We start from the raw sequence: 20,037 nt of genomic DNA on the forward strand, positions 1-20,037 counted from the left end.
GGCCGCGCATCCTCCGCGCGCCGAATCGGAAGTCGCAGCGCTAGTCCCTAGCGTCTTTTCTGGTGACTCACCGCGCTGGCTTCGCGAGTCACCAGCGTGCGCCAGGCGGAGCAAGCTAATATTTACCTACGGTAAATGAGGGCCATTCCTGGACAGGTCCCGGAATGGCTGTCACACTGACGTGTGAGTCCCCAGGTGTGGGGTCGCTGCGCTGGGCCGAAAGTGCGGTGGTGACCAGGAGGAAGGGCGGGTGGTGAGATGAGCGAGCAGAGCGAGGGGAAGAAGGCGGGGAGTGCCGCGAAGAACATCGCTCGCTCGCTGCGTCGGCGACGGTTGCCGAACGTCGATGGTGGTCGCCCGTTCGCGCATCAGGTGATGGCGTCGGCCGAGGAAGAGGCAGCGATTCAGGCGCGGGCTCGGGTGCTCGGGGTGACGGTTCCCCGGCTGTTGTTGGAGGCGGCGTTGACGCCGACGGCGGAGGGGTCGGTGACCGGTCTTCCGCCGGCGGACAAGCTGGAGATCACCGATCGGATGTTTGGGTTGTCGGTGTCGGTGCGGCAGGTCGGGCGCAACATCAACCAGATTACGAAGGCGACGAACGCGACCGGTGCTGTGGACTCGGATCTGGCGTCAGAGCTGTCGAATGCGTTGACGGCGTTGCAGGCGACGCTGGTTCGGATCGATGCGGCGATGTTGGACGTCTCGCGGTGATGGCGAACATTTCCCGCGGGTCGAAGACCGCGGGGTTGCTGGTGTATTTGCAGGGCCCGGGCAAGGCGAACGAGCACACCGATCCGCACCTGGTTGCGGGGCATTCGAGTGTGGTCGACGCGTCGATGGTCGGGGAGCGGCTGGACAAGCAGTGGGCGTTGTCGGTGGCGCATCAACTCGACATGCCGCGCCGCCAGTTCGGTACGACGGTGATGTGGGCCGACACCGAGAAGGTGAAGGCACGTATGGCCGAGGGCGCAACGAAACTCGCCGCCCGGTCGGCGGAGAAGTTCGACGCCCATGTCTGGCATTGCTCGCTCTCACTCAAAGCGGAGGAGGGCCAACTCTCGGACGAGAAGTGGGCTGCCATCGCGGCCGACTTCATGAAGGAGATGGGCTTCGACAACCCGGACGATCCGCGCCCGTCTGCGCGGTGGGTCGCGGTGCGGCACGGGCTGTCCGGTGAGGGCAACGACCACATTCACATCGCGGCGTCGCTGGTTCGCGAGGACGGAACGAAGGTCGATACCTACCGCGATCGGCCGCGCTCGCAGGAGGCGTGCAACGTCCTCGAGCGTCGCTACGGACTGGAAGTGCTCACCTCGCGGGAGGAGCAGCGCGGTAGCCGCGGAGTCTCGCTGGCAGAGTTGGAGAAGGCGAAGAAGGCGGGCCTGCCCGAGCCGGTGCGGCGCACGATCGAACGGCGGGTGCGGGCAGCGGCAACGGCGTCGAAAACCGAAGCGGAGTTCGTGCGTCGACTACGCGGGGACAACCTGTTGGTGCGTCCCCGGTACGCGACCGGAACGACATCGGGTTCGGTGATCGGATACTCCGTCGCGGCGACACCGAGCAAGGCCGAGCGGGCCAAGGGAATCAAGCCGGTGTGGTTCGGTGGTGGCCGGTTGACCAAGGACTTGACCTTGCCTCGTCTGCGCGACGAATGGGACACCTCGCCGGCGGCAACGACGGCGGCCGAGCAGGAATGGAATGCATCTCGGCGCGGGGCTGCCGTGGCGGTCACCGGTGGCCGCGAACGAGCGAACATCGACCCGGAGTTGATGACGCGTGCCGCTCGCGACGTCGAGACGTGGAACCGCTACCTGTCCTCGATCCCGGTGGACGACCACGCGCAGTGGGCGCGGGCAGCGGGCCGCACGGCAGGTGTGTTCGCGGCGTGGTCGTCGCGGGTGGAAACCACGCCGGGACCGTTGGCTGCGGCGTCGGCGGCGTTGGCGCGGTCTGCGGAAATCCCGGCGCACCTGCGCACACCGGTGGTCGACAAAAGGGCCAGCGCGGGCGGGGTTGCATTGATCTTGATGCAGACCCAGATCCGTAGTTCGGGTGCCAGCCAAGTGTTGTTGTTGCGTCAGCTCATGCGAACGGTCGACGCGTTCGCGGGTGCACACAGAGCGGCCGGTGATCTGGCTCGTTCGCAGGCGCTAGTGGCTGTGCGTAGCGGTGAGCTCGACGGGCTTCATTCGGCCCTGTCGGCGCGGTACGGCGCACCGGATGTCGTTGCCGCGCGCAGCGGTGTCGGGGTCGACTCGGCACGGGCAAGCGCCGGCCCCGAGGTGCCCATCTCGGCGGTCCACCCCCACGCCCCCACAGCAGGTGCGACCGGTGCTCAGTCCGACGAGCGAGAGGATCTGTCGGCCGATGCGGCGGAGGGATTGCGGATCTCCCGGCTCGTCAGCAGCACCCACCGCCCGCCGGAGCGACAGACCGAACCCACAGCGGTCGACGAATCGACGTTGGACGCCGAGACACTGAACGCCTACCGGATCGCGAAGGCCAGTACGGCCGGCCCCGACGCTCGGCGCGCACGCGGTGAGTCGGGCAAGAGCAGACCCGAAGCATCGAGTGGAAGCGATGTGCATCGCGATGATCCCGGGCTCGAAAGATGAGCGGCTCCGGTCCCTATGGATCTGGACCTGCTGGCATCGGAAAAGCGCCGACCCTCTGGCATGGTGCTCAGGTACTCGGGTAAACGAGCCGAATGTCCGGTGGCGGTTCCCCGAAATCGACGACAGTCAAGGCGTGTTCAGCGGCGCACTCTCCGTCGATATCGAGGCGGATGACGTACTCGCCGGCTTCGAGGAACACTGCGTCGATGTCTGTCGCGAACGTCCAGGGGACGATGCCGTTGGGGTACTGCCATTTATCGCTCGTGAGGACCGGGAGACCGGAGAGCGTCTCGGACTTCCGTGCACGATTGACCCGCTTGGTGCCGTCGAGCGAAGCCACGGTGATAGTGAAGGTGTGGGGCCGACCGATGTCCGCGGGACGCCAGTGGATCCTGCCGAGTATGCAGAAGTCGGCCGGGTGTGGAAACCCGTTCGGTACCGGCAGAATGTCGAATCCGGCGTTGGCCATCGAGTAGACGGCTTGCCCATGATCGACCTCGTAGTAGTGGCACAGCTGCACGAACTCGAGCCTGGGGTCGATGGCGGGTCCGACTCGATTGAGCTGTTCGTATCGAGTCTGTAGCCAGTCCGCTGCGACCTCGATCGTGCGGTCTGGTTCGCTGTCGCTGGCGAACAGATCTCCGGCCACACACCGCACGAGCGCCTCGGAGTCGGAGTCATCGACACGGGGCATTCGATGACCGTTCAGGGTCAGGAAGGTCATGGCAGCGAGCCATGCCGTGCGCTTGTTGCCGTCGGTGAAGTACTGGGTGCTGGCGAGGCTGTGGAGGTATGCGGCGGCCTTGGACCACACGTCCGGGTAGAACTCGGTACCAAAGGCATTGGTCTGCGGGCGATGTGCGGCCGATTCGATGCCCGGACGGTCCGCAACACCCGCCCCTGTGCCGCCGTGTTCTGCGTTGATGGCAATCAGTGCTTCAGCGCTCAGATAGCGAGTCACTTGGCCAATCGAGTCAACAGCGTTTCCCACCGCTGGGCTTCACCCCGCGCTAGACGGAGTGTCTCCTCGAGGTCGGCAACCTCGGATGCGGACGGCACGCCACCATGCGAGTGCAGCTCGACATCGTGTTCGGTGTTCACGTGCCCGACAGTACCGGCCATGGGCCGGGAGCAGTAGATGGGTAATGGGCATGAGCACGGGTTCGTCTGTCACACGGAGGCCACCGACGTCGGTGACCCCATCGGCCAGGAACCTCAGTGTTCGATGTGTAGCGCGCTATTTCACGCTGACACGGGAGAGCCTCAGAGGCGATCGTCCTCGCCGTGACGGCGCTCGATGGCCTGCTCACGCAGTTCGGCTGCGTACCGGCGAAGTTGTCTCCACCGCCAGGCCCCGGCAATCAGAGCAGCGACGGCGACCAACCCCATATAGATCTCGAGCCCCAAGACCCAGCGGTCGACGATCCGTTCCAGTTCGTCCATCGTCACCGGGCCGTGGCTCTCGTACCACCAACCCAGTGCCCGCGGAATGTACGACGACAGCCACAGGCCGAGACCCCAGCCGAGCAGGAGAACCGCCGCGCCCACTGCCCAGGGCGCGAAGAAATACTTCGGGGGCGGGGTGCCGAGCTGTCGGGCGGCCCTGCGTGCCTCTAGATGCTCGCGGGTGCGGACCCAACCCCATACGGTCCACAGCACCACGGCCGACCCGCAGGCAACAACCATGATGACCACGTACCCGGTGGCATAGCGCGGGTCGGGTCCGGTGATCGAGCCCGCCACGATAGTCATGACGACGCCGACCATCACCGCCAGGAGCGGGACCCCGGCTCCCAACGCTGCATAGACCGAAGCCGGATTGTTGTCCTTTCGACGCCGCCAGTGCTGCAGCAGCGCCGCCCCGAGCACCGCAACGACCACGGCGTAGACCCCCACAGCCAGAACCATCATGATCTGCCCTCACCCATCTTTTCTCGGTCGAATCGAACGTTGTGTACGCACCGGCGTGCCCCGCCGACAAAGCTGTCGACGGGGCACTCGGGCGCTGGTTATCGGCTGCTGCGGTCCTGACTGACGTCTTTGTCTTTCGAGCGATCACCCTTGCTTGCTCTGGGGCTGCCGCTGCCCGGGTCGAAGTCGATGGCGGTCGCGGGTTTGGCGTTGCTGATGTCGGCGAGACGGTGGGCGTTGACGGCTTCCTCGTCGACGCCGGCGGCGAGAAGGTCGGTCGCCTCCTTCTCGCGTCGTTCGGCGCTGTCGTAGGCGGGCGCGCTGGGCTCGGCTGCACCCGACTTCTCGGTGGCCGGTTCGTCGGGGCGGGCAGGTTCGTCGGCCAGTTGCGCGTCGAAGGGCCGTCCGACTGCGTTCCAGGAGTCGATCAGTTCTTCCCGGGCACTGAGGTAGGCGGTGCGGTCGGTGGACTGTTCTGTTTGGACGTATTTGGCAGCGAGGGCCGGGGCGTGATCGTTCGCCCACTCTTGGGCGTGGTGGATGTCGAATCGGAGCCGCAGATGCAGCTCGCCGGTTTCCTTGGTCTTCCCGGTGCCTTGGGTGAAGCGTTCGTAGTCCCAGGGGATCCTGTGCCGCGCCCATTCGGCCACGGTCTCGATGTCGGTGGCGGTCACCGGGGGCGGCGGGCCGAGCACGGCCCGGGTGGCGTCGTCGTCCAGTCGCGGGTAGCCCGTTGCGCTCTGTTCGGTCCATGCCTTGTACAGCTCGTCGCGCTGGCCGTCGGTGGGGTTGTCGTGCACCAGCTCGGGGTGGTGCTGTGCGGCCCATTCGGTGGCCACGTGATCGAGATACGCCTCGAACGGCCCGCCGGCGGTCTCGGTGGCAGGAGAGCCGACGTAGAGCCGGTGTTCGGCCTCGCGGGGGTGCGTGTCGGAGTACCACTGCCATGCGGCCGCGACCTGCTTCCGGTCCATCTCCGCGGCCGGGTCCATCAGGGCGGTAAGGGCTGCTTCTCGGTCGACCGAGGCTGCGATCTTCTCGGCAGCGGCGGGCGCACGGCGGGCAGCATCGATATCGGTGAGCATCGCCGCGAGGGAGGCGCGGGCATCGTCGCCGAGGGCGTCGACGTCGACGCCGAACCGTTCGCGGATCTGTCCGGCAGCGCGGCCGGCGGCGATGTCGGTGGCAGGTGTGGCGGTGATGTGGTGCAGGTCGGCCAGCCTTTCCGGTGGCGCGCTGTCGAGGTACTTGTCCTCCCACACCCGTGCGAGCTGCGGTCGCTCGTGGTCGACGTCGGGAAGAGCGGCCAGGTCGGTGCAGTAGTACTCGGGCACCGGTACACCGTCGGGTCCGTCGACGAGGTGTACCGCCCATCTGGCCGGATCGCGGCGCACGAGCTCGTCGGTGATCGGTTGGTCGAAGCCTTCTCCGGTGCGCAGGTACTGCGCGTCGACGAAACCGGGGGCGCGGGGCTCTTCCTCGAGGACGGTGAACCCGTCCTTGGTGTACTGTTCGCCGGCGGCCTCGCGGGCGCGGTGGCGTTCGATGTCGCGTTGGACGGCCATGCTGACCACGGCCATGTCCAGGTTCTCGCGGTCACGAGCGATGCCGTAGCGGGCGCGCAGTTGTTCGTCGATGACATCGGCGGTGTCGGCGGCGATCGGGGAGCGGTCCTTCCAGGTGTGCGCCAATCGGACCTGCTCGCTGATCTGCTCCGGCGTCGCAGAGGCCCACCAGCGCTCGCGGTGTACCGCACGCAGTGCGGTCTCGGCCGACTGCTGTTCGGCGCGCAGCCGTGCATCGAGGGCGTGGCGTTGCCGTTCGCTGACTGCGCTTGCCTCGCGAAGGCGTTGTTCGCGGCGGCGGGCGAGCTGTTCGCTGACCTGTAATGCGACCTGCAGCATCGTGCGCAGGACTGCGCCGCCCTCGCGGCCGATGTCGCCGTGTTCGGTGCTCATTGGGATACCTCGGTTTCGGGTTGTGTGGTGGGGGCGGTGTCGTCGTCGGCGATCAGGTCGAGGGCGGCGGCTTTGGCGATCAGGACGGCCCAGGTGGCGATTGCCTGCTCCGCAGGCTGCTCAGCGGTCATGCGTCGGTCACCGGGGCATCGTCGACCTCTTCGGCGAGCAGCTCGGCGGGGATCGGGTCGGAGGGAATCGGCGGCAGTGGGCGGTGACCGTTCTTGACCGAGCAGTCCTGGAAGGTGCCGTTGGGATCGAACAGCACGTTCATGTGGTGGTCGGCGTGGTCTTTCTTCCACACCGACATTCCTGTGCCGGGGTCGACGCGTAGCTTCTCCCACGATCGCCACAACGCATCGACGACCAGGACCGCCTCGCTGTGCTTCCACCACATCAGGCACCACTTCTTCTGGCCCCCGTTGACGACGTCGCGGCGGTACACCTCGCTGAGGAACTGCTCGAAGAACTCAAACCGATTGCGGTAGAACGGCTTAGCGGGATCGCGCACAGCGGCTTCGGCGGCTGCAGCCGTGGCCTGCGCCTCGCGGACGTCGAGGAGCAGCTGCGCGTCCAGGGCGCGCACGGTCGCGTCGTACATCTGCTGCACCAGCTCCGGGGTCATCCGATTCTGGTAGAGCTCGGCAACGATCCGGTCGGCTTCTTGACGAAGCCTGCGGTTGACCGCCCCGTCGATGACTTGCTGGGGCATCTCCATCGGGACGTCGGGTTGGGGCGTTCCGGCCGCGTGAAGATCGACCGGCCGGGGCTCGCCGGCTTCGTCGATATCGAATTCGGTGTCCTCGAACTCGTCCTCGGGTGGGGGTTCGGCGGCGGGGTCGAACTCGTCGTCGGGTGGGGTGTCGTCGGCTGGGGTGTCGTCGATGCTCATGCGGTCCTCTCCAGGCTCACACCTCTGGGCAGGCGGGTGACCGGTTTGGGCAGTACCGACGTCGGGTCGTCGGGGTCCGGGTCGTCGTCGAGGGCGGCGACAGTGGGGTCCTCACCGGCACGCTCCTTCGCGGCCGCGACGTCTTCGGCGTAGGGGCCGGTGTACCAGGGCAGTGTTTCCACCAGCGCCGCAGGGCATTTGGACACTTCGGCGAGCACGGCCCGCCCGGCGGGCATGGCCACGAGGTCTGCTTTGGTCAAGGTGCGGATCTGCTGACGTTGCTGCGACCGGGACTGGCCACCGCGGCCGCTCGAGACGGTTTCGGTCATCTCCCAGTGATCCCCGAGCGCTTCGGAGACGTTGTCGAGGAACCGTCCGTCCTGTGTCGAACCACCGCCACCGTAGACACGCACGGTCGATGCACCCCAGAGTTTGCGCATCCCGCCCTGACCCCAGCACTCCTCGCCCTGCGACCAGGACTGCAAAATCGTCGAAACCAGGATTCCGCGAGATCCGAAGTGGCTGTACAGGTTCGGTAGATCCTTCCACCGCACGACGTTCGCTGCCTCGTCGAGGGCGTACGTCGCGGGCACTCGTAGTCGGCCGGCGGGAAGCGGCGGGTCGATCGACTTCGGTGTCGCCGTGGCTGCGTCGACGAGTGCGTCGGTGACGGCAACTGTCAACGCGGTCACCAGCGCGCCGCACTCACCGACGCCCTCCATCGACAGCGAATACAGCGTGGGGGAGGCTTCGGCGGCGAATGCGTCCGGATCGAACTCCGGGCGGGTGTCGTGCTCGCCCATGCGGCTGATCCACGGGTGGATTTCGGCGTAGGCGAGGCAGCCGAGCATGTTCGCGGCAGTGGCGAACACACCGCCACGTTGCTTGTCCGGTGCGGTGTACTGCGCTTTGAGCGCGGACGACCACGCCTCGAACCCATGCTCCTGCAACAGATGCACCGGCTGTTGATTGCTCGTGTCGGTGGCCCAGCTGTACAGGATCGGCAGCGGGAGCCGTGCGGCGGCGGCGGCGATGACGAACCCGGTGATCAGCCGCTCGCCCATCGGATCGAAGAACGGATCGCGGCGGGCGTTCTCGCCGGTGGTGGAGGTGGCGAAGATGTTCGCCAACATCGCAGCTTTCGTCTCCTGCGCGGAGTGCACCATCCGGGAGACGAAATCGGATCCGAGCAACTCCGCGAGGGCGTCCTGCCGGGCAGCTGCGTCGGGGGAGCCGTGAGTGTCGGCCAGCGCGCGGGTGGCCGACGGGCGCGCCGACCGCACCCAGGTCAAAGGATCGTAGTACCAGCTCGGCAGTTCGAGGGCGACTCCTTGCGGGTCGAACACCGACACGGTGCCCTTCTCGGCTCGATAGGCGCGGGTCTCGTCGACGACGTCGCGCTTGTTCGAGGTGGTGAGCACAGCGCCGCGGGCGGCGAGGATCTGCGGGATGATCACGCACGTCGTCTTACCGACGCGTGGGCCCCAGATGTGCGTGCACACGTCTTCGGGGCCGGGATAGAGGGTGACGCCGAATCTGTTCGGACCCAACACCAACCGTCCGAGCGTGCCGCCCGGCACCTCACCGTCGGTCAGTGGTGTGCCCAGCCGTGCGATCTCGGCGCGCAGGCTCTTGTCGGTCAACCGGGCCACCTCTCTCGGCCGCGCGAGGTACAGCCCGGCGTCGTCGACGCGGGTCACCCGCCGGCGTCGACGGATCAGCCACGCGGTGCCGGCGACGACGGCCGCGAGGGCGAGAATGCCGAAGAAGACCATCACCACCGTTGCCCCGGTCGACCACACCACCTGGCCGGTCGCCAGGCCCTTGACCAGAGAGATGGGGCCACCGGGGATCGACTGGTCGATGCCCGAGAGGCCACTGCCCAGGTGCAGTGCCGCCTCGCTACCGCCGTAGGCGGCGATCGCCATCGCCGCGGCCGCACCGAGCATGGCCACGGTGGGGTCGAGTCCAGCTCCCGGTCCGCGTGCTCCTCGTCCTGTGCTCACAGCGGTGTCCTCTCGGTGGGGTGGAAGGGATCGCCGCTACCAGCAACGAACTCGGCGTTCAGTCGGCGTGCGTCTGCGAGTTCCTGTCTGAGGCGGGCGATTTCGGCGTTCTGTTCGCTCGGCAGCAGGGGGCGTTCGTTGGTGACGCCCTGTGCTTGGCGGTACCAGAGCCGGACGGTGTTCGGGTGCAGTCCGAGGTGGGAGGCGACGGATTCGATTGCCGCCCAGGGGGACGGCGAGTCGGGAACGCGCTCGGTGACCATGCGGGTGGCGCGTTCGCGCACCTCTGCCGGATACGGCCGGCCCCTCATCGCGCAGCCACCGCAGGGTCGTGGCCGGGAATCGCCGGTGAGGAGGAGAACGGGACGAGGCAGTGCTGAATTGTCATGGGTGCGTTCCTGTCTCGGGCTCACGCCGCGTGGGAGACGTTGTCGAATCGGGTGTTGGTGTTGTGATAGTCCAGACGCTTCTCGGTGGGGGTCAGGACGGTGTTGAACGGGACACCGGGACTGCGGGCGGTGCCGAAGCGGAGCAGGAAATTGCCGCGACCGGGAGGGGACATCTCGCGTCCGCCGTCGTCGTGCCCGGCCGGGGTCGACCACGAGGCCACCAGGTCACGGTCCTGGCGGGTGAAGGGCACGATGGAATCGAGCTTGTCCATCTCGGTGGTCGGCAGTCCGCCGACGATCACCGCCCCCGCGCGTTCGATGAAGCCCTTCGCTCGGGATATGTCGACGTCGGAGTCGAGAGCTTCGAGGTCCTTGACGGTGTGGGTGATCATCATCAGTGCCGTGCCCAGGGTGCGGGTCAGGCGGGTGAGCTGGTCCACGCGTAGCACCATCCGCGATCCGCCGGCTAGGACGCGCCACAGCTCGTCGAGGACCACCAGGAAGTGCCGCTGCGGCCGCAGCCCGGCGTCCGCGAGAACGTGGGCAGCCTCGATCGCACCGAAGGCATCGGACCAGCACGCGAGCATGATCGCCGCTTCGAGCTTGGGGTCGTCGATCCCGATGCCGGAGATGTCGACGCACACTCCGACCGGCGGCCGGTCACCGGAGACATCGATGGGGGTGGTGGTCTGCTGGGAGAACACTTCGCCGAGTTCGCCGTCGAACAGGGCGATCAGGGTCTCGAGGAGCGGTTCGACCTTGTCGGCGTAGCGGTCGGGCTTGCCGAGCGTGAGTGTCTTGCGGTGCAGCTCGGGCGATCCGGCCTCGATCAGCGCGAACAGGTCCTTGAGCAGCGGTGGATGCTCGGCGGTGAACCGTGAATCGGCGTCGAGCTCGCGCAGGGCGGTGGAGATGACGTTGGTTTCGCTCTGGTTGAGCTCTCCGCCGCGTTCGAGCTCGCACAGCCCCAACACCAGGCGACGTCGACGCTGGAAGACCTGAGCGCGGACCTTGCGCTGGATCTCCGGGAAGTCGTCGAGCAGCGGAATGATGGTTCCCAGAGCTCCGACAGCGAGAGGGTTGAGGTGGCCTTCGCCGTGTCCGAGGCGGATCACCTTGCCGCCGTGGGCCTCTATCAATTTGGCTTGGTCGGGTTTGAGGTCGGCCGGGACGATCGGGATCTGACCCTGGGCGATCGCACCTCCGACGATGATCCGGCCCACGGTCGACTTCCCGAGTGAGGGAAGGCCGAGCAGGAACACCGACGGGGTGTTCTGCAGGCGGGCGCGGTAGACCGCGGAAATGGGGTCGTAGCAGACGCTTTGGCCGGTGTCAGGATCGATACCGAGGGGTGTGCCGATCTGCGGGTGCCCGGTGCCGACGTAGTGCGGCCACATCCCGCACGCCTGATCGGTTGTCGCGCGGAAACTCGGCGGGGTGTCCACCACACCCATCCGGCCACCACCGCGGCCGATGAACCCGCGTGCCCGCATCGGAGCGGCCTTGCGCCACGGGTACTGAGCGCGGTCGGTGCGGGAGGGGTCACGGGCCAGACGTGCGGCCCGCACCTCGGCTTTCTCCGCGGCTGCTCGTGCGCGGGCGTCGGCGCGGCGACGCTCGCGGGCCACCCGCATCGGGTCGGTGACCGCCCGAGTCGACGTCGCCTGGCGCGGCTCGCTCGCCCGCGTCAGATCGGCAATCTTCCTGCGCAGCATGAACCTTCCACCGATACCGGCCATCACAGCACCTTCCCGTCGGACGACGTGGCTCCGTGGAACGGACTCGGACGTCCGTTGTCACCGTCGGACAGCACAGTGGTGATGTTCCCGACCGTGACGGAGATGGTCAGCGGTAGATCGCCAGCCACACCGGCGAGGTAATCGACCAGCGTCGAATACAGCAGGTCGTGCTGCCGTTCGGTTCGGGAAATCGAGGCCTGGTTGACACCCAATCGGCTGCCCAACTGGGCCTGCGTCAGGTGGGCACGGCGACGGATCGACGCCAAATTCAACGGCGAACGAGTGCGGCTGGTGCCGTCGTTCATGAGTGTGTCCCCTTCGTGTCCATCGGGGAGATCGGCAATCGGCTTGCGCCGCAGCAACGTTGCACCGACATCGGCCATCACAGTGGCCCGTTCTCGGTAGCGCGGCGACCCCGCAGGGCACGGGCCATGAACCCGTCACCGTCGGTGAACTCGTCATCGCCTCGCACGGAGACGATGTCGGCTTTGTTCGTCGTCGAGAACACCGGTGGATCGAGGCGGCGGTTCTCGCCATTGATGGTCACGGTGAGGGGATCGAGGTGGCCCTTGATGTGGCCGAGGGGGATCGCCTTCCCGCCGAGCGTTTCGAGGAATGTGGGTCGGCCGGATGTGTGTTCGTTGTTCATCGACATTCTCCTGGGTGAGGTGGGCGTTCAGGCGCGCAGAGTTTTGGGGATGGTGGCGTGATCGGGCAGCAGGACGCCGATGCCGAGGCCGGAGAGGAACGCCGCTGCTTGGTGGCGGTAGGCCGGGCGCAGGTTCAGGCGCGCGCCGGCGGCGAGGGCTTTCATGTCGGGTTCGAGGGCGTCGAGGTCGTCTTCGTCGAGGCAGGTGGCCGTGACGACCATCGACAGCCGCACCAGGCCGTGGCCACGTGCTTCGGCTCGCCGGGCTGCTTGGGTCGCTTCGATTTCGATCTCGGCTTCGGCGGCGACGATGCCGCGTGACGTATTGACCTTCGCGACAGCGGATTTGAAGTCTCCCTCGACGGTCTTGGTCGCATCACCGGGGCTGTAGGGGCGGTAGATCAAAGTGATGCGCTTACGCGGAACCGAGGCGTTCGGGGAGAGCAGTCCGACCAGGACCCGTTCGGTGGGGAATCCGGACGGCGGGGTGCGCATCACCCAGACCCGCGATGCGCCGGCGTCGTGGAGGTAGGTGTCCTTGGTTTCTTCGGCGGTGATCGGGCCCGCGTCGGCCCAGTCGCAGACGTAATCGCCACGGGTGAGGGCGGATTCGATATCTGCTTCCTGCTCGGGGGCGTAGGCGCGGCGTACGACGGCGGAGATCTCGTGGTCGGTCATCGGGAGGGCGGTGACGTTGCAGTGCGCGAGCTGCTGATAGAACACCGGCAGTTGGTTGCCGATCACGGCGGCGGCCATCATCGGGTCCTTGCGCTGTGCGGGGCTGGTGGAGTCGAAGGTGATCGAGATTCGCGAGTGCACGCGCTGGCCGTCGTTGTCGGCTGCGGCGAGGCGTTCGGCCATGATCGCCAACGCTTCGGCCGGGGCGTCCGGATCGCAGATCGCGGAGATGTTCGCCCGCACCCGCTCGCCGGTCTCGGGGAGGGTTTCGACGGTGACGGTCATCGCGGCGACGTTGCCGATCTGGCCCAGTGCGGCAAGGAAGTTCGCCCACGATCCGACGAACGAGTCGATCAGTTCCTGATCGTTGCCTGCTGCGCCGCCGACCCGGCACCGCAGCACCATCGTGTACTGGTGGGTGTCGAGCATCCGGACGATCCCGAACCGGTTGCCGAACTTGTCCAGCGCCCACCACAGTTCCATCGCCGTTCCGATCCCGGGCAGCCGAGCCCGGCCGCCGGACTGGTTCGACAGCGGGCCCGCACGGTAGATGTGTTGGGCCTTGCGCTGCTGGCGGCCCCATTGGCGACTGAGAAACAGCGCCTCGTAGGCCGACTTGCCGGCGACGTTGATCGTCAGTGGAAACCACAGCAGCAACCCGACACCGCCGACCATCAGTGCTGGCAGCACCGAGCCGAGGAACATGATCGCCAGCGTCACGATCACGATGGCTCCCAGGATTCCGAAGGCGACCGGGGTCAAACCGAACGCGTAGACACGGCGTTCGTTGAACCACCCGGCGTAGGTGCGGATCGTGCGTTCCTCGCTCTGGTTACTCATCGCGGTTCACTCCTGCTCTGTGGTCTGTCGGTTGTGGTCGGTGGTCGGCTCTGTCAGGGGGTGTTCGGCCGTGTTTCATCCGGATCGACCGCCCGACCCGTGTCCGTCGCGGTGGCCGTCTCCGGCTGCGGCTCCGGTTGCGCTTTCGACGGCTTGGACGCCTTTGCCGATCGCGGCGGTGGCTTGTTTGGCTCCGGCGGCGGCGACGCCGACCGGGCCTGCTGCGGCGGCTGCTCCACCTGCGGCCGAGGCTCCACCTGCTGCCGATGCCCCTGATGCTCCGGCGGCCCCGGATGCACCCGCTGCGCCGCTGCGACCCGCTGCCCCGCCTGCGCTCGATCCCGAGGGTGGCGGTGTGGCCTGCGCTCCGGTGGGGGCGTCGCCGCTGCGGCCGCCGGTGGCTGGGGCCATGCTCGATCCGCCTCCGCCCGATCCGGACGAGGACACTGCTTTCATCGCCACGCCCGCTGCGGCTCCGGTGCCGATACCGATCGCGGCCAGGGCGGACGCTCCCGATGCGCCGCCGGATGCGGCGACGGCGGGCACGATCAGACGGAGTAGGACCGGAAGGCACAGGCACGAGAGGGCGAGCAGTGCCATTCCGCACAACCGGCTCATCGCGTCGTCGCCGCCGGCGGACCACAGCGCCAGGGCGTAGACGCCGGCGGAGAACACGGGGAACAGCACGGTCGCGACGGCGAAGCCGATCATCTTCTTGTAGGCCTGATCGCCCTGTGCGGTGCCCGATCCGGCGGCAGCGGTAGGGAGGAACCCCACCACGCAGATCAGCAGCGCGTACTGGATGACCACGAACAATGCCTGGACGAGTGCGCCGAGGATTCCCAGGAGTCCGAAGATGAACATCAGCCCGGCCGACAGCTCGGCCGAGACGTTCGAGACATCGGTGAGGTTTTTCAGGACGTCAGCGATGTTCCCGCCGGCGGCGTCGTCGACGATCCAGCGACCCATGGCCACCGATCCGGCATGCAGGGCCACCAGGGCGGGGGCGAACGTCGCGGTCGCGAACACCGTGCGGGTGAGCATCTTCGCCGCTTCGGTTGCGCGTTCGTTGCGGGCGGCGGCATTGGCGAACGCCAGTCGCACCATCGACACCGCGATCGAGACCGCCACCAGGGAGGCGTTGATCCAGTACAGGTAGGCGTGGAACGCGCCGACCGATTCCGGGTTCGCCAGATCGGGCAGCGGAATGTTCAGCCACCAGGTGAACATGAGGTTGATCGCCTGCCCGAAGCCTTCGAGGAACGCTTCGGCTGCTTCACCGACAGCGCCGGAGGCCACCCACGAGGTGGCCTTGCCGACTGCGGCACCGGGATCGGCGACGGTCGCGACTGCTTTGCAGACGGTGTCGGAACTGATCACCCCCGGGAGGATGTCGACATCTCCGATCGAATCGGTGATGGTGTCGCACGTATCGAAAAGACCGCCGTCGTCGCCGGAGCTCTCCTCTTGGCTCGTGTCGGGGGTGGCGGGCTCTTGAGCTGCAGCGAGGGAGGGCACAGCGAGGGCGAGAGCGCAGACGGCGATCAGGACCGCCAGAACGCGCCGCACGGTGGTTCCCCACGCGGCGGTCACCATCTCGTCCATCCCGTCAGCGTCGTGATGTCCGCCAAGGTGGGTTCGTTGGCAGTGAGGCGGGCTTTGAATCCATCGGCGGTCCAGACCATGGTTTGTTGTGTCAACGTCCACCGACCGGTTCCGGCAGGCAGGGCATATCGCACGATCGCCACCTCGTCGGTGTACGACGTGACCTGAAACGCTTCCGGGAAGATCGGGAGCCTGTTCAACCGAAAGTCGCTGCGTCCCTCGGCCTCGAGCTTGGCGAGTTTGGCTTCGGCGACCCCGGGGTCGGCTACGACCTGCTTGGCGTAGGCCTCGAGGACATCGTCTGCGCTGCGGAGCATTCGGGCGGTGATCTGCCACCCGGCCAGAGCTGCACCCTGTGGAGTGTGAGCGAATCCGTACGCGAGCCTGCCCTCGATCCGAGTGGGCCCGTCGGAGGTGGAGAAGGGGGCGACGGTCGCGCCGATGCGTTCCCATCTGACGCCCGCTGGTGCCGCTACAGCGGTACCAGCCACGAAGGGAGCGCGATCACCGGGATCGGACTGCGGCAGGACCTGGCCCTGTTCGTTGATCGGCACCGCGATCTCCCGACCCAGGTTGTCCGCGATGGACGGACCGAAACCGCCACCGGCATCGCCGGGAACCGGCTGCGGGGCGCTCTCGCTGATCGGCGCCGGTGCCGGGGGCGGAACAGCAGTAGGAGCGTCGTCGCCGCGGCCACGAACCAACACGACCACCACCAGTGCGATCACGAGCAGAACCACCGCCAGCGAGAACATGCCGGTGGTTCGTGAGGTCGCGAGCCATCGCGCTTTCGGGTGCTCGTCGAGCCAGTTCGTCTGCTCGGGCGACGGGGATTCCTTCATGGCGCACAGGGCCTTTCACGCTAGGTGGTGGTCGATCAGGATGCGGAGAACGCGGTGAACCCATCGAGCGAGGGCAGCTCGGCCGGATCGGTGGCGGCCGGGGCAGTGATATCGGCGTCGGCGGCCGTCGGATCCGGGTCGGGAAGCAGAAGCTTCCAGTCGTCGCCGCGCCACAGGACGGTCGCCGGAACCGAGGTCAGCTGCCCTCCCGGCATGCTCGTGGCGATGTCGACGACGGCTGTGTCGTCGGTGTAGTCACGGACCCGGAATCCGGCGAACGCTGCGGTCGTGGTCGGGTCGGCGGCGGTGGTGATCGACGCCCCGGCGCGTGCGGTGGCGTAGGCGTCGCGTCCGGCACCGGGGGCGACCAGTGTGGAGGTGACCTGTGTCCAGCTCGAGTCGGGGGCCAGGGCGAGCCGGGCCTGGGCTTGGATTGCGGCCAGGACCGCGCCTTGGGGGGTGTGGGTGTATCCGGTCGGTGCCGCCGAGACGGTGTTGCTGGTGGGTCCGTCGACGCTGCTGTAGGGCACCGAGATTCCTTGGTAGGGAGTCCAGGTCACCGCTTCCGGGGCGGCGGCGACGTCGACGACCTGCGCGCCGTCGCTGCTGGCGTCCGGATCGGCACTGTCGGAGCCGCATCCGGCGATGGTCAGTGCCAGGGCGGCGGTGAGCCCGACGACGGCCCGGCGAACGGTGTTGCGCTGCATGGTGTTTCTCCTCCAAGTGGGTGTGGTTGTCACAGGACCAGCCGTGCCCAGCCGCCGCTGGTGCCGACGATCACGGCGGCGATCGCGACGATGGCGACCCGTTTTTCGCCTTCGCCGAGTTCGCCGTGCCGGTGGTAGGCAACCGCGAGATACACCCCGGCGAGAACGCCGGCGAGGGCCAGCGCCCCGGTGACGAACCAGAAGAAGTACCGGCCGATCTGCTCGAGCTGTGCGGTTGCTTCCGGAGGCGGGGTGCGGGGTTCGTCGCCGGTGGGGATAGCGGCGAGCAGCGACGCCGAGGCGTAGGCGGCCGCAGAGGACAGTGTCATCGTCATGCTGTCGGTCCTGGTCCGGTCAGTACATCAAGTTGTTGACCAGAAGCGTTGCGGTGCCGGAGAAGACGGCTCCGACCGCAACGGCCGCGAGCCCGAACTGTTGGCCGCGTGAGTTCGTCCCGTCCTGGTGGCCGATGGCGAACTTGACTCCGGCCCACACGCCGACGCAGGCGAGGACACCGGTGGCGACCCACAGGGCGATGTTCATCAAGGTCTGGTACTTCTCCTCGCCCGGAGGTGCTTCGACGCCGGAGGGTCCGACCTGAGCCAGGACATCGGTGTGCGGCTGTAGGTCGGCGGCGGCGGCGAGGTCGACGGCGGCGGTGAGGGTGGTGAGCAACATGATCGTTTCCTTCGGTGAGGGGATGAAGATTCGGATTCGGTCGAATCCGAACCGGTCGGGTGGTCGGTGATCAGGTGGGCGGTGGACCGGCATCGAGGGCTGCTGCTGCGGCGGCGAGCAACCCGGGGTGCAGGACGTCGCGGATCGGAGCCACCGGTGTTCTGGTGGTGTCGGCGCGGGTGCGCTTGTCCTGAGGGAGGGTGCTGCGCGGGCCCCAGGAGGGCAGGTCGGCGGGCAGCATGTGTCGCCAGGGTTCGATCCAGCCGAGCCGCCACGCGGCCGGGGCGAGGGATTCGACCCGGTCGAGCTCGCGCTTGAGGTCACTGCTCAATGCCCGGTCGGTGTCCGCGACGGTGATCAGACCCAACAGTCGGATCGACTCGGGGATCTCGCGGTTGTAGTGCTGCATCAGCAGCCGGTGCGCGGCGGTGAGCCCGGACAGGTGTGTACGGGCCACGATGGCCACCAGCGGCGAGTCTGCGTGGCCACCGGAGGGCCAGCGGCGCTGGGCGTTCCCGGCCCAGTCGAGCGAGGCGGTCAGCGACGAGACGGCCGCGCCGCCGTGCGCGCCGAGCAGCCACACCAGCGGATGCTCCGCGCACAGCGGTGTCCGCGGGACTGCGCCGGGCCAGATGTCGGCGCGAGGGCCCGGGGACTCGCCGGGGTGCCAGTGGGCGGCGCTCATCGCACGCTCACCCCACTCACGGCCCAACCGCCCTGCCCGGTGCGGGTGACGGTGGTGTAGACCGCCATCGTGGGCAGCTGCGAGACGGGGTCACCGGCGGCGTCGTGGACGGTCTGGGTCACCGAGACGACCCGCGCGATGGCGGTGTCGGTATCGGCGGGGTGGTCGTCGCTGCCGATCGCGGCATCGGCGCGCACCGTGGCCCGCTCGGCTTTCCACTGCTCCCAGGTGTTGCCGGTGACCGGTGCGAGGGCGGAGTAGGAGACACCGAGGCGTGAGGTGTAGCCGGGGTCGAGAAGCGTGGCAGCGGAGTCGATGTCGACGCCCTTCTGGGGTTGGGTGGCCGGGTGGTAGGAGTACAGGACCGACACGGCCGTGGTCATCACCGACTCCGGGTCGCACAGGTCCGCGCCGGTGGCGGAGTCGACACCGGCGGTGCACGAGGGTGCGGGAGCACTGGTCGGTGCGGGAGGGGTCTCGGTTGTGGAAGTTCCACAACCGGCGAGCACAGCGATACCGGCTGCCAACACGAGGACCGCTGCCCCTGTCCGGCGGGTGGTGGGGGTGGGTGTCATCCGAATCTCCTGACGTACATCGTTTCTCCTGAAAAGTCGGACAGCGGTTGGACTTTGACGACGTCTCCTGATTGCGGTGCGTTCAGGAGCATTTCGGTGCCGTTGTCGACGCCGTAGAAGATCCCGACGTGGTGGGTGTTGCCGCCGGATCCGAAATAGATCAGATCGCCTGGCTGCTTCTGATCGAGCGGAATGTCCTGTCCGCGTGCGTCGTAGAGCTGGCCGGGGTTGGAGGTGTCGCCGGTGTAGTGCGGCAGGCTGATCGCACCGCCCGATGCCTGGAACACCGCATACAGGGTCAGTCCGGAGCAGTCGAAGCCGACTTTTCCGGTGTCGCCGTTCGCATCTGCCGCGCCGCCCCCGTCGCTGATGCCATTGGTGGGGCCGTCGGTGTTGCCGCCGCCCCACGCATAGGGCGTGCCGAGCCAGCGCATCGCCGCGGCGATGACGTTCTGCCCGAACGGTCCGCCGGGGGTGAAGGTCGGGCCGTTCGGGTTCGACACCGACGCCGCGCATCCGGCACCGGAACCGCCGTCCGCGACCGGAACTGCCGTCGATGCCGCAGAGGTACCGGCGTCGGCAAGAATCGCCTTGTCGGCGTCCGAGAGTTCACTGCCCGCGCCTTTCAATTCGCCGTAGAGAGACCGGGCGAGGGTCTCGTCATCGGCGTAGGCGTCGGGATACGCCGAGCCCTGGACGGTCTGCGCGGCGACGGTGACCGGCATCGACTCCCATCCCGGTATCGCAAGCAGATGCTGATAGAACAGGCGGTTCGCGGTCACGGGGTTCATCAGCGTTGCGGTATCGCCCCAGATGGTGACCTGCTGCTGAAACGGGTTGACCGACAGGTGATCCGATCCGACAGCGTCGTGGGGGTAGTTCAGTGAATCCGGCACGTTGGAGTTGGCGAGCATCCGGAACGTCGACTCCTGCGACTCGGTCGCGAGGGCGACGATGATGCCCTGCTCCGGTACACCCATCGCCTCACCGATGGCGACGGTCTGCTTGGCGATGGCGAGCTGTTTCTCGTTCAGACCGGCGGTGCCGCTGCCGTCGGTTGCTCCGACCTGGCCGGACGCCTCCCCGCCGGGGACCACGCAGTCCGAGCCGGAGGACACGAACAGCACCACCACCGAGATCACGACAGCGATCAGCACCGCGGCGACGCCGGCGACGATCTTCGTCGCGGCGTCCGAGCCAGTGCTGCTACCGGACATGAGGGTCGATTCCTTACTCGGTGGTGGTGTGGACGGTCGGAGGGGCAATCG

22 protein-coding genes are annotated in these 20,037 nt (G+C 67.5%); 2 read left to right on the top strand and 20 right to left on the bottom strand.

What is annotated here, in order from left to right; translation table 11 throughout:
• Positions 1-258 precede the first annotated feature (258 nt).
• Together mobC and AB0O58_RS15205 are read left to right on the top strand one after the other, a co-directional pair.
• A complete protein-coding gene (mobC, locus tag AB0O58_RS15200; RefSeq protein WP_366238398.1) occupies positions 259-711 on the top strand; it encodes a plasmid mobilization relaxosome protein MobC in 453 nt (150 codons plus the stop codon).
• Positions 711-2,615 carry a relaxase/mobilization nuclease domain-containing protein gene (locus AB0O58_RS15205; RefSeq protein WP_366238399.1) on the top strand — a complete coding sequence of 635 codons (1,905 nt, stop codon included), beginning with the start codon at positions 711-713 and terminating at the stop codon, positions 2,613-2,615. The genes mobC and AB0O58_RS15205 overlap by 1 nt, the downstream gene beginning before the upstream one ends.
• 67 nt (positions 2,616-2,682) lie before the next feature.
• Here AB0O58_RS15205 and AB0O58_RS15210 read toward each other — a convergent pair whose 3' ends face one another.
• The 20 genes from AB0O58_RS15210 to AB0O58_RS15305 all read right to left on the bottom strand — a co-directional run bounded on the left by AB0O58_RS15210 (position 2,683) and on the right by AB0O58_RS15305 (position 19,986).
• Positions 2,683-3,576, bottom strand: coding sequence for a Fic family protein (locus AB0O58_RS15210; protein WP_366238400.1), 894 nt, complete (start codon positions 3,574-3,576; stop codon positions 2,683-2,685).
• Complete coding sequence (locus AB0O58_RS15215) at positions 3,573-3,716, bottom strand: hypothetical protein (RefSeq protein WP_366238401.1); 144 nt, start codon at positions 3,714-3,716, stop codon at positions 3,573-3,575. The genes AB0O58_RS15210 and AB0O58_RS15215 overlap by 4 nt, the downstream gene beginning before the upstream one ends.
• Positions 3,717-3,878: 162 nt before the next feature.
• A complete protein-coding gene (locus AB0O58_RS15220) occupies positions 3,879-4,526 on the bottom strand; it encodes a hypothetical protein (protein WP_366238402.1) in 648 nt (215 codons plus the stop codon).
• Between the two features lie 98 nt (positions 4,527-4,624).
• Positions 4,625-6,484 carry a hypothetical protein gene (locus AB0O58_RS15225; RefSeq protein ID WP_366238403.1) on the bottom strand — a complete coding sequence of 620 codons (1,860 nt, stop codon included), beginning with the start codon at positions 6,482-6,484 and terminating at the stop codon, positions 4,625-4,627.
• Entirely contained in the window at positions 6,481-6,615 is a 135-nt protein-coding gene (locus tag AB0O58_RS15230; RefSeq protein WP_341244130.1) for a hypothetical protein, read from the bottom strand. Before AB0O58_RS15230 ends, AB0O58_RS15225 begins: the two co-directional genes overlap by 4 nt.
• Entirely contained in the window at positions 6,612-7,376 is a 765-nt protein-coding gene (locus tag AB0O58_RS15235) for a DUF4913 domain-containing protein (protein ID WP_366238404.1), read from the bottom strand. Before AB0O58_RS15235 ends, AB0O58_RS15230 begins: the two co-directional genes overlap by 4 nt.
• The gene (locus AB0O58_RS15240; protein WP_366238405.1) at positions 7,373-9,382 is read right to left on the bottom strand and encodes a TraM recognition domain-containing protein; all 2,010 of its coding nucleotides are present in this window, start codon (positions 9,380-9,382) and stop codon (positions 7,373-7,375) included. The genes AB0O58_RS15235 and AB0O58_RS15240 overlap by 4 nt, the downstream gene beginning before the upstream one ends.
• Positions 9,379-9,693 (bottom strand): transposase, encoded by a 315-nt coding sequence (locus AB0O58_RS15245; protein WP_366238406.1) that lies wholly within the window; start codon positions 9,691-9,693, stop codon positions 9,379-9,381. Before AB0O58_RS15245 ends, AB0O58_RS15240 begins: the two co-directional genes overlap by 4 nt.
• 98 nt (positions 9,694-9,791) lie before the next feature.
• The gene (locus AB0O58_RS15250) at positions 9,792-11,510 is read right to left on the bottom strand and encodes a hypothetical protein (RefSeq protein ID WP_366238407.1); all 1,719 of its coding nucleotides are present in this window, start codon (positions 11,508-11,510) and stop codon (positions 9,792-9,794) included.
• On the bottom strand, positions 11,510-11,893 hold the full coding sequence (locus AB0O58_RS15255; RefSeq protein WP_366238408.1) for a helix-turn-helix transcriptional regulator: 384 nt from the start codon (positions 11,891-11,893) through the stop codon (positions 11,510-11,512). Before AB0O58_RS15255 ends, AB0O58_RS15250 begins: the two co-directional genes overlap by 1 nt.
• Entirely contained in the window at positions 11,893-12,159 is a 267-nt protein-coding gene (locus AB0O58_RS15260) for a hypothetical protein (RefSeq protein ID WP_366238409.1), read from the bottom strand. The genes AB0O58_RS15255 and AB0O58_RS15260 overlap by 1 nt, the downstream gene beginning before the upstream one ends.
• Positions 12,160-12,186: 27 nt before the next feature.
• Positions 12,187-13,677, bottom strand: a complete 1,491-nt coding sequence (locus AB0O58_RS15265; RefSeq protein ID WP_366238410.1) for an SCO6880 family protein — start codon at positions 13,675-13,677, stop codon at positions 12,187-12,189.
• Between the two features lie 75 nt (positions 13,678-13,752).
• Complete coding sequence (locus tag AB0O58_RS15270; RefSeq protein ID WP_366238411.1) at positions 13,753-15,282, bottom strand: hypothetical protein; 1,530 nt, start codon at positions 15,280-15,282, stop codon at positions 13,753-13,755.
• Entirely contained in the window at positions 15,267-16,124 is an 858-nt protein-coding gene (locus tag AB0O58_RS15275) for a hypothetical protein (protein WP_366238412.1), read from the bottom strand. Before AB0O58_RS15275 ends, AB0O58_RS15270 begins: the two co-directional genes overlap by 16 nt.
• A gap of 35 nt (positions 16,125-16,159) precedes the next feature.
• On the bottom strand, positions 16,160-16,831 hold the full coding sequence (locus tag AB0O58_RS15280; RefSeq protein WP_366238413.1) for a hypothetical protein: 672 nt from the start codon (positions 16,829-16,831) through the stop codon (positions 16,160-16,162).
• Positions 16,832-16,860: 29 nt separating this feature from the next.
• Positions 16,861-17,166, bottom strand: coding sequence for a hypothetical protein (locus AB0O58_RS15285; RefSeq protein WP_366238414.1), 306 nt, complete (start codon positions 17,164-17,166; stop codon positions 16,861-16,863).
• A gap of 19 nt (positions 17,167-17,185) precedes the next feature.
• Complete coding sequence (locus tag AB0O58_RS15290) at positions 17,186-17,509, bottom strand: hypothetical protein (RefSeq protein WP_366238415.1); 324 nt, start codon at positions 17,507-17,509, stop codon at positions 17,186-17,188.
• A gap of 70 nt (positions 17,510-17,579) precedes the next feature.
• On the bottom strand, positions 17,580-18,194 hold the full coding sequence (locus AB0O58_RS15295) for a hypothetical protein (protein ID WP_366238416.1): 615 nt from the start codon (positions 18,192-18,194) through the stop codon (positions 17,580-17,582).
• Positions 18,191-18,769: a hypothetical protein gene (locus tag AB0O58_RS15300; protein ID WP_366238417.1), complete on the bottom strand. Its 579-nt coding sequence runs from the start codon at positions 18,767-18,769 to the stop codon at positions 18,191-18,193. Before AB0O58_RS15300 ends, AB0O58_RS15295 begins: the two co-directional genes overlap by 4 nt.
• Entirely contained in the window at positions 18,766-19,986 is a 1,221-nt protein-coding gene (locus tag AB0O58_RS15305) for a C40 family peptidase (protein WP_366238418.1), read from the bottom strand. Before AB0O58_RS15305 ends, AB0O58_RS15300 begins: the two co-directional genes overlap by 4 nt.
• Between the last annotated feature and the right edge of the window lie 51 nt (positions 19,987-20,037).

Origin of the sequence: Rhodococcus sp. NPDC080181 (assembly GCF_040702225.1) — a bacterium.
Lineage (GTDB): Bacteria > Actinomycetota > Actinomycetes > Mycobacteriales > Mycobacteriaceae > Rhodococcoides > Rhodococcoides fascians.

Bases quoted from the DNA above. Each gene is read 5' to 3' on its own strand.
- mobC (WP_366238398.1), top strand. From the start codon at position 259: ATGAGCGAGCAGAGCGAGGGGAAGAAGGCGGGGAGTGCCGCGAAGAAC.
- AB0O58_RS15205 (WP_366238399.1), top strand. From the start codon at position 711: ATGGCGAACATTTCCCGCGGGTCGAAGACCGCGGGGTTGCTGGTGTAT.
- AB0O58_RS15220 (WP_366238402.1), bottom strand. From the start codon at position 4,526: ATGATGGTTCTGGCTGTGGGGGTCTACGCCGTGGTCGTTGCGGTGCTC.
- AB0O58_RS15225 (WP_366238403.1), bottom strand. From the start codon at position 6,484: ATGAGCACCGAACACGGCGACATCGGCCGCGAGGGCGGCGCAGTCCTG.
- AB0O58_RS15230 (WP_341244130.1), bottom strand. From the start codon at position 6,615: ATGACCGCTGAGCAGCCTGCGGAGCAGGCAATCGCCACCTGGGCCGTC.
- AB0O58_RS15235 (WP_366238404.1), bottom strand. From the start codon at position 7,376: ATGAGCATCGACGACACCCCAGCCGACGACACCCCACCCGACGACGAG.
- AB0O58_RS15245 (WP_366238406.1), bottom strand. From the start codon at position 9,693: ATGAGGGGCCGGCCGTATCCGGCAGAGGTGCGCGAACGCGCCACCCGC.
- AB0O58_RS15250 (WP_366238407.1), bottom strand. From the start codon at position 11,510: ATGGCCGGTATCGGTGGAAGGTTCATGCTGCGCAGGAAGATTGCCGAT.
- AB0O58_RS15255 (WP_366238408.1), bottom strand. From the start codon at position 11,893: ATGGCCGATGTCGGTGCAACGTTGCTGCGGCGCAAGCCGATTGCCGAT.
- AB0O58_RS15260 (WP_366238409.1), bottom strand. From the start codon at position 12,159: ATGAACAACGAACACACATCCGGCCGACCCACATTCCTCGAAACGCTC.
- AB0O58_RS15265 (WP_366238410.1), bottom strand. From the start codon at position 13,677: ATGAGTAACCAGAGCGAGGAACGCACGATCCGCACCTACGCCGGGTGG.
- AB0O58_RS15270 (WP_366238411.1), bottom strand. From the start codon at position 15,282: ATGGACGAGATGGTGACCGCCGCGTGGGGAACCACCGTGCGGCGCGTT.
- AB0O58_RS15275 (WP_366238412.1), bottom strand. From the start codon at position 16,124: ATGAAGGAATCCCCGTCGCCCGAGCAGACGAACTGGCTCGACGAGCAC.
- AB0O58_RS15280 (WP_366238413.1), bottom strand. From the start codon at position 16,831: ATGCAGCGCAACACCGTTCGCCGGGCCGTCGTCGGGCTCACCGCCGCC.
- AB0O58_RS15285 (WP_366238414.1), bottom strand. From the start codon at position 17,166: ATGACGATGACACTGTCCTCTGCGGCCGCCTACGCCTCGGCGTCGCTG.
- AB0O58_RS15290 (WP_366238415.1), bottom strand. From the start codon at position 17,509: ATGTTGCTCACCACCCTCACCGCCGCCGTCGACCTCGCCGCCGCCGCC.
- AB0O58_RS15295 (WP_366238416.1), bottom strand. From the start codon at position 18,194: ATGAGCGCCGCCCACTGGCACCCCGGCGAGTCCCCGGGCCCTCGCGCC.
- AB0O58_RS15300 (WP_366238417.1), bottom strand. From the start codon at position 18,769: ATGACACCCACCCCCACCACCCGCCGGACAGGGGCAGCGGTCCTCGTG.
- AB0O58_RS15305 (WP_366238418.1), bottom strand. From the start codon at position 19,986: ATGTCCGGTAGCAGCACTGGCTCGGACGCCGCGACGAAGATCGTCGCC.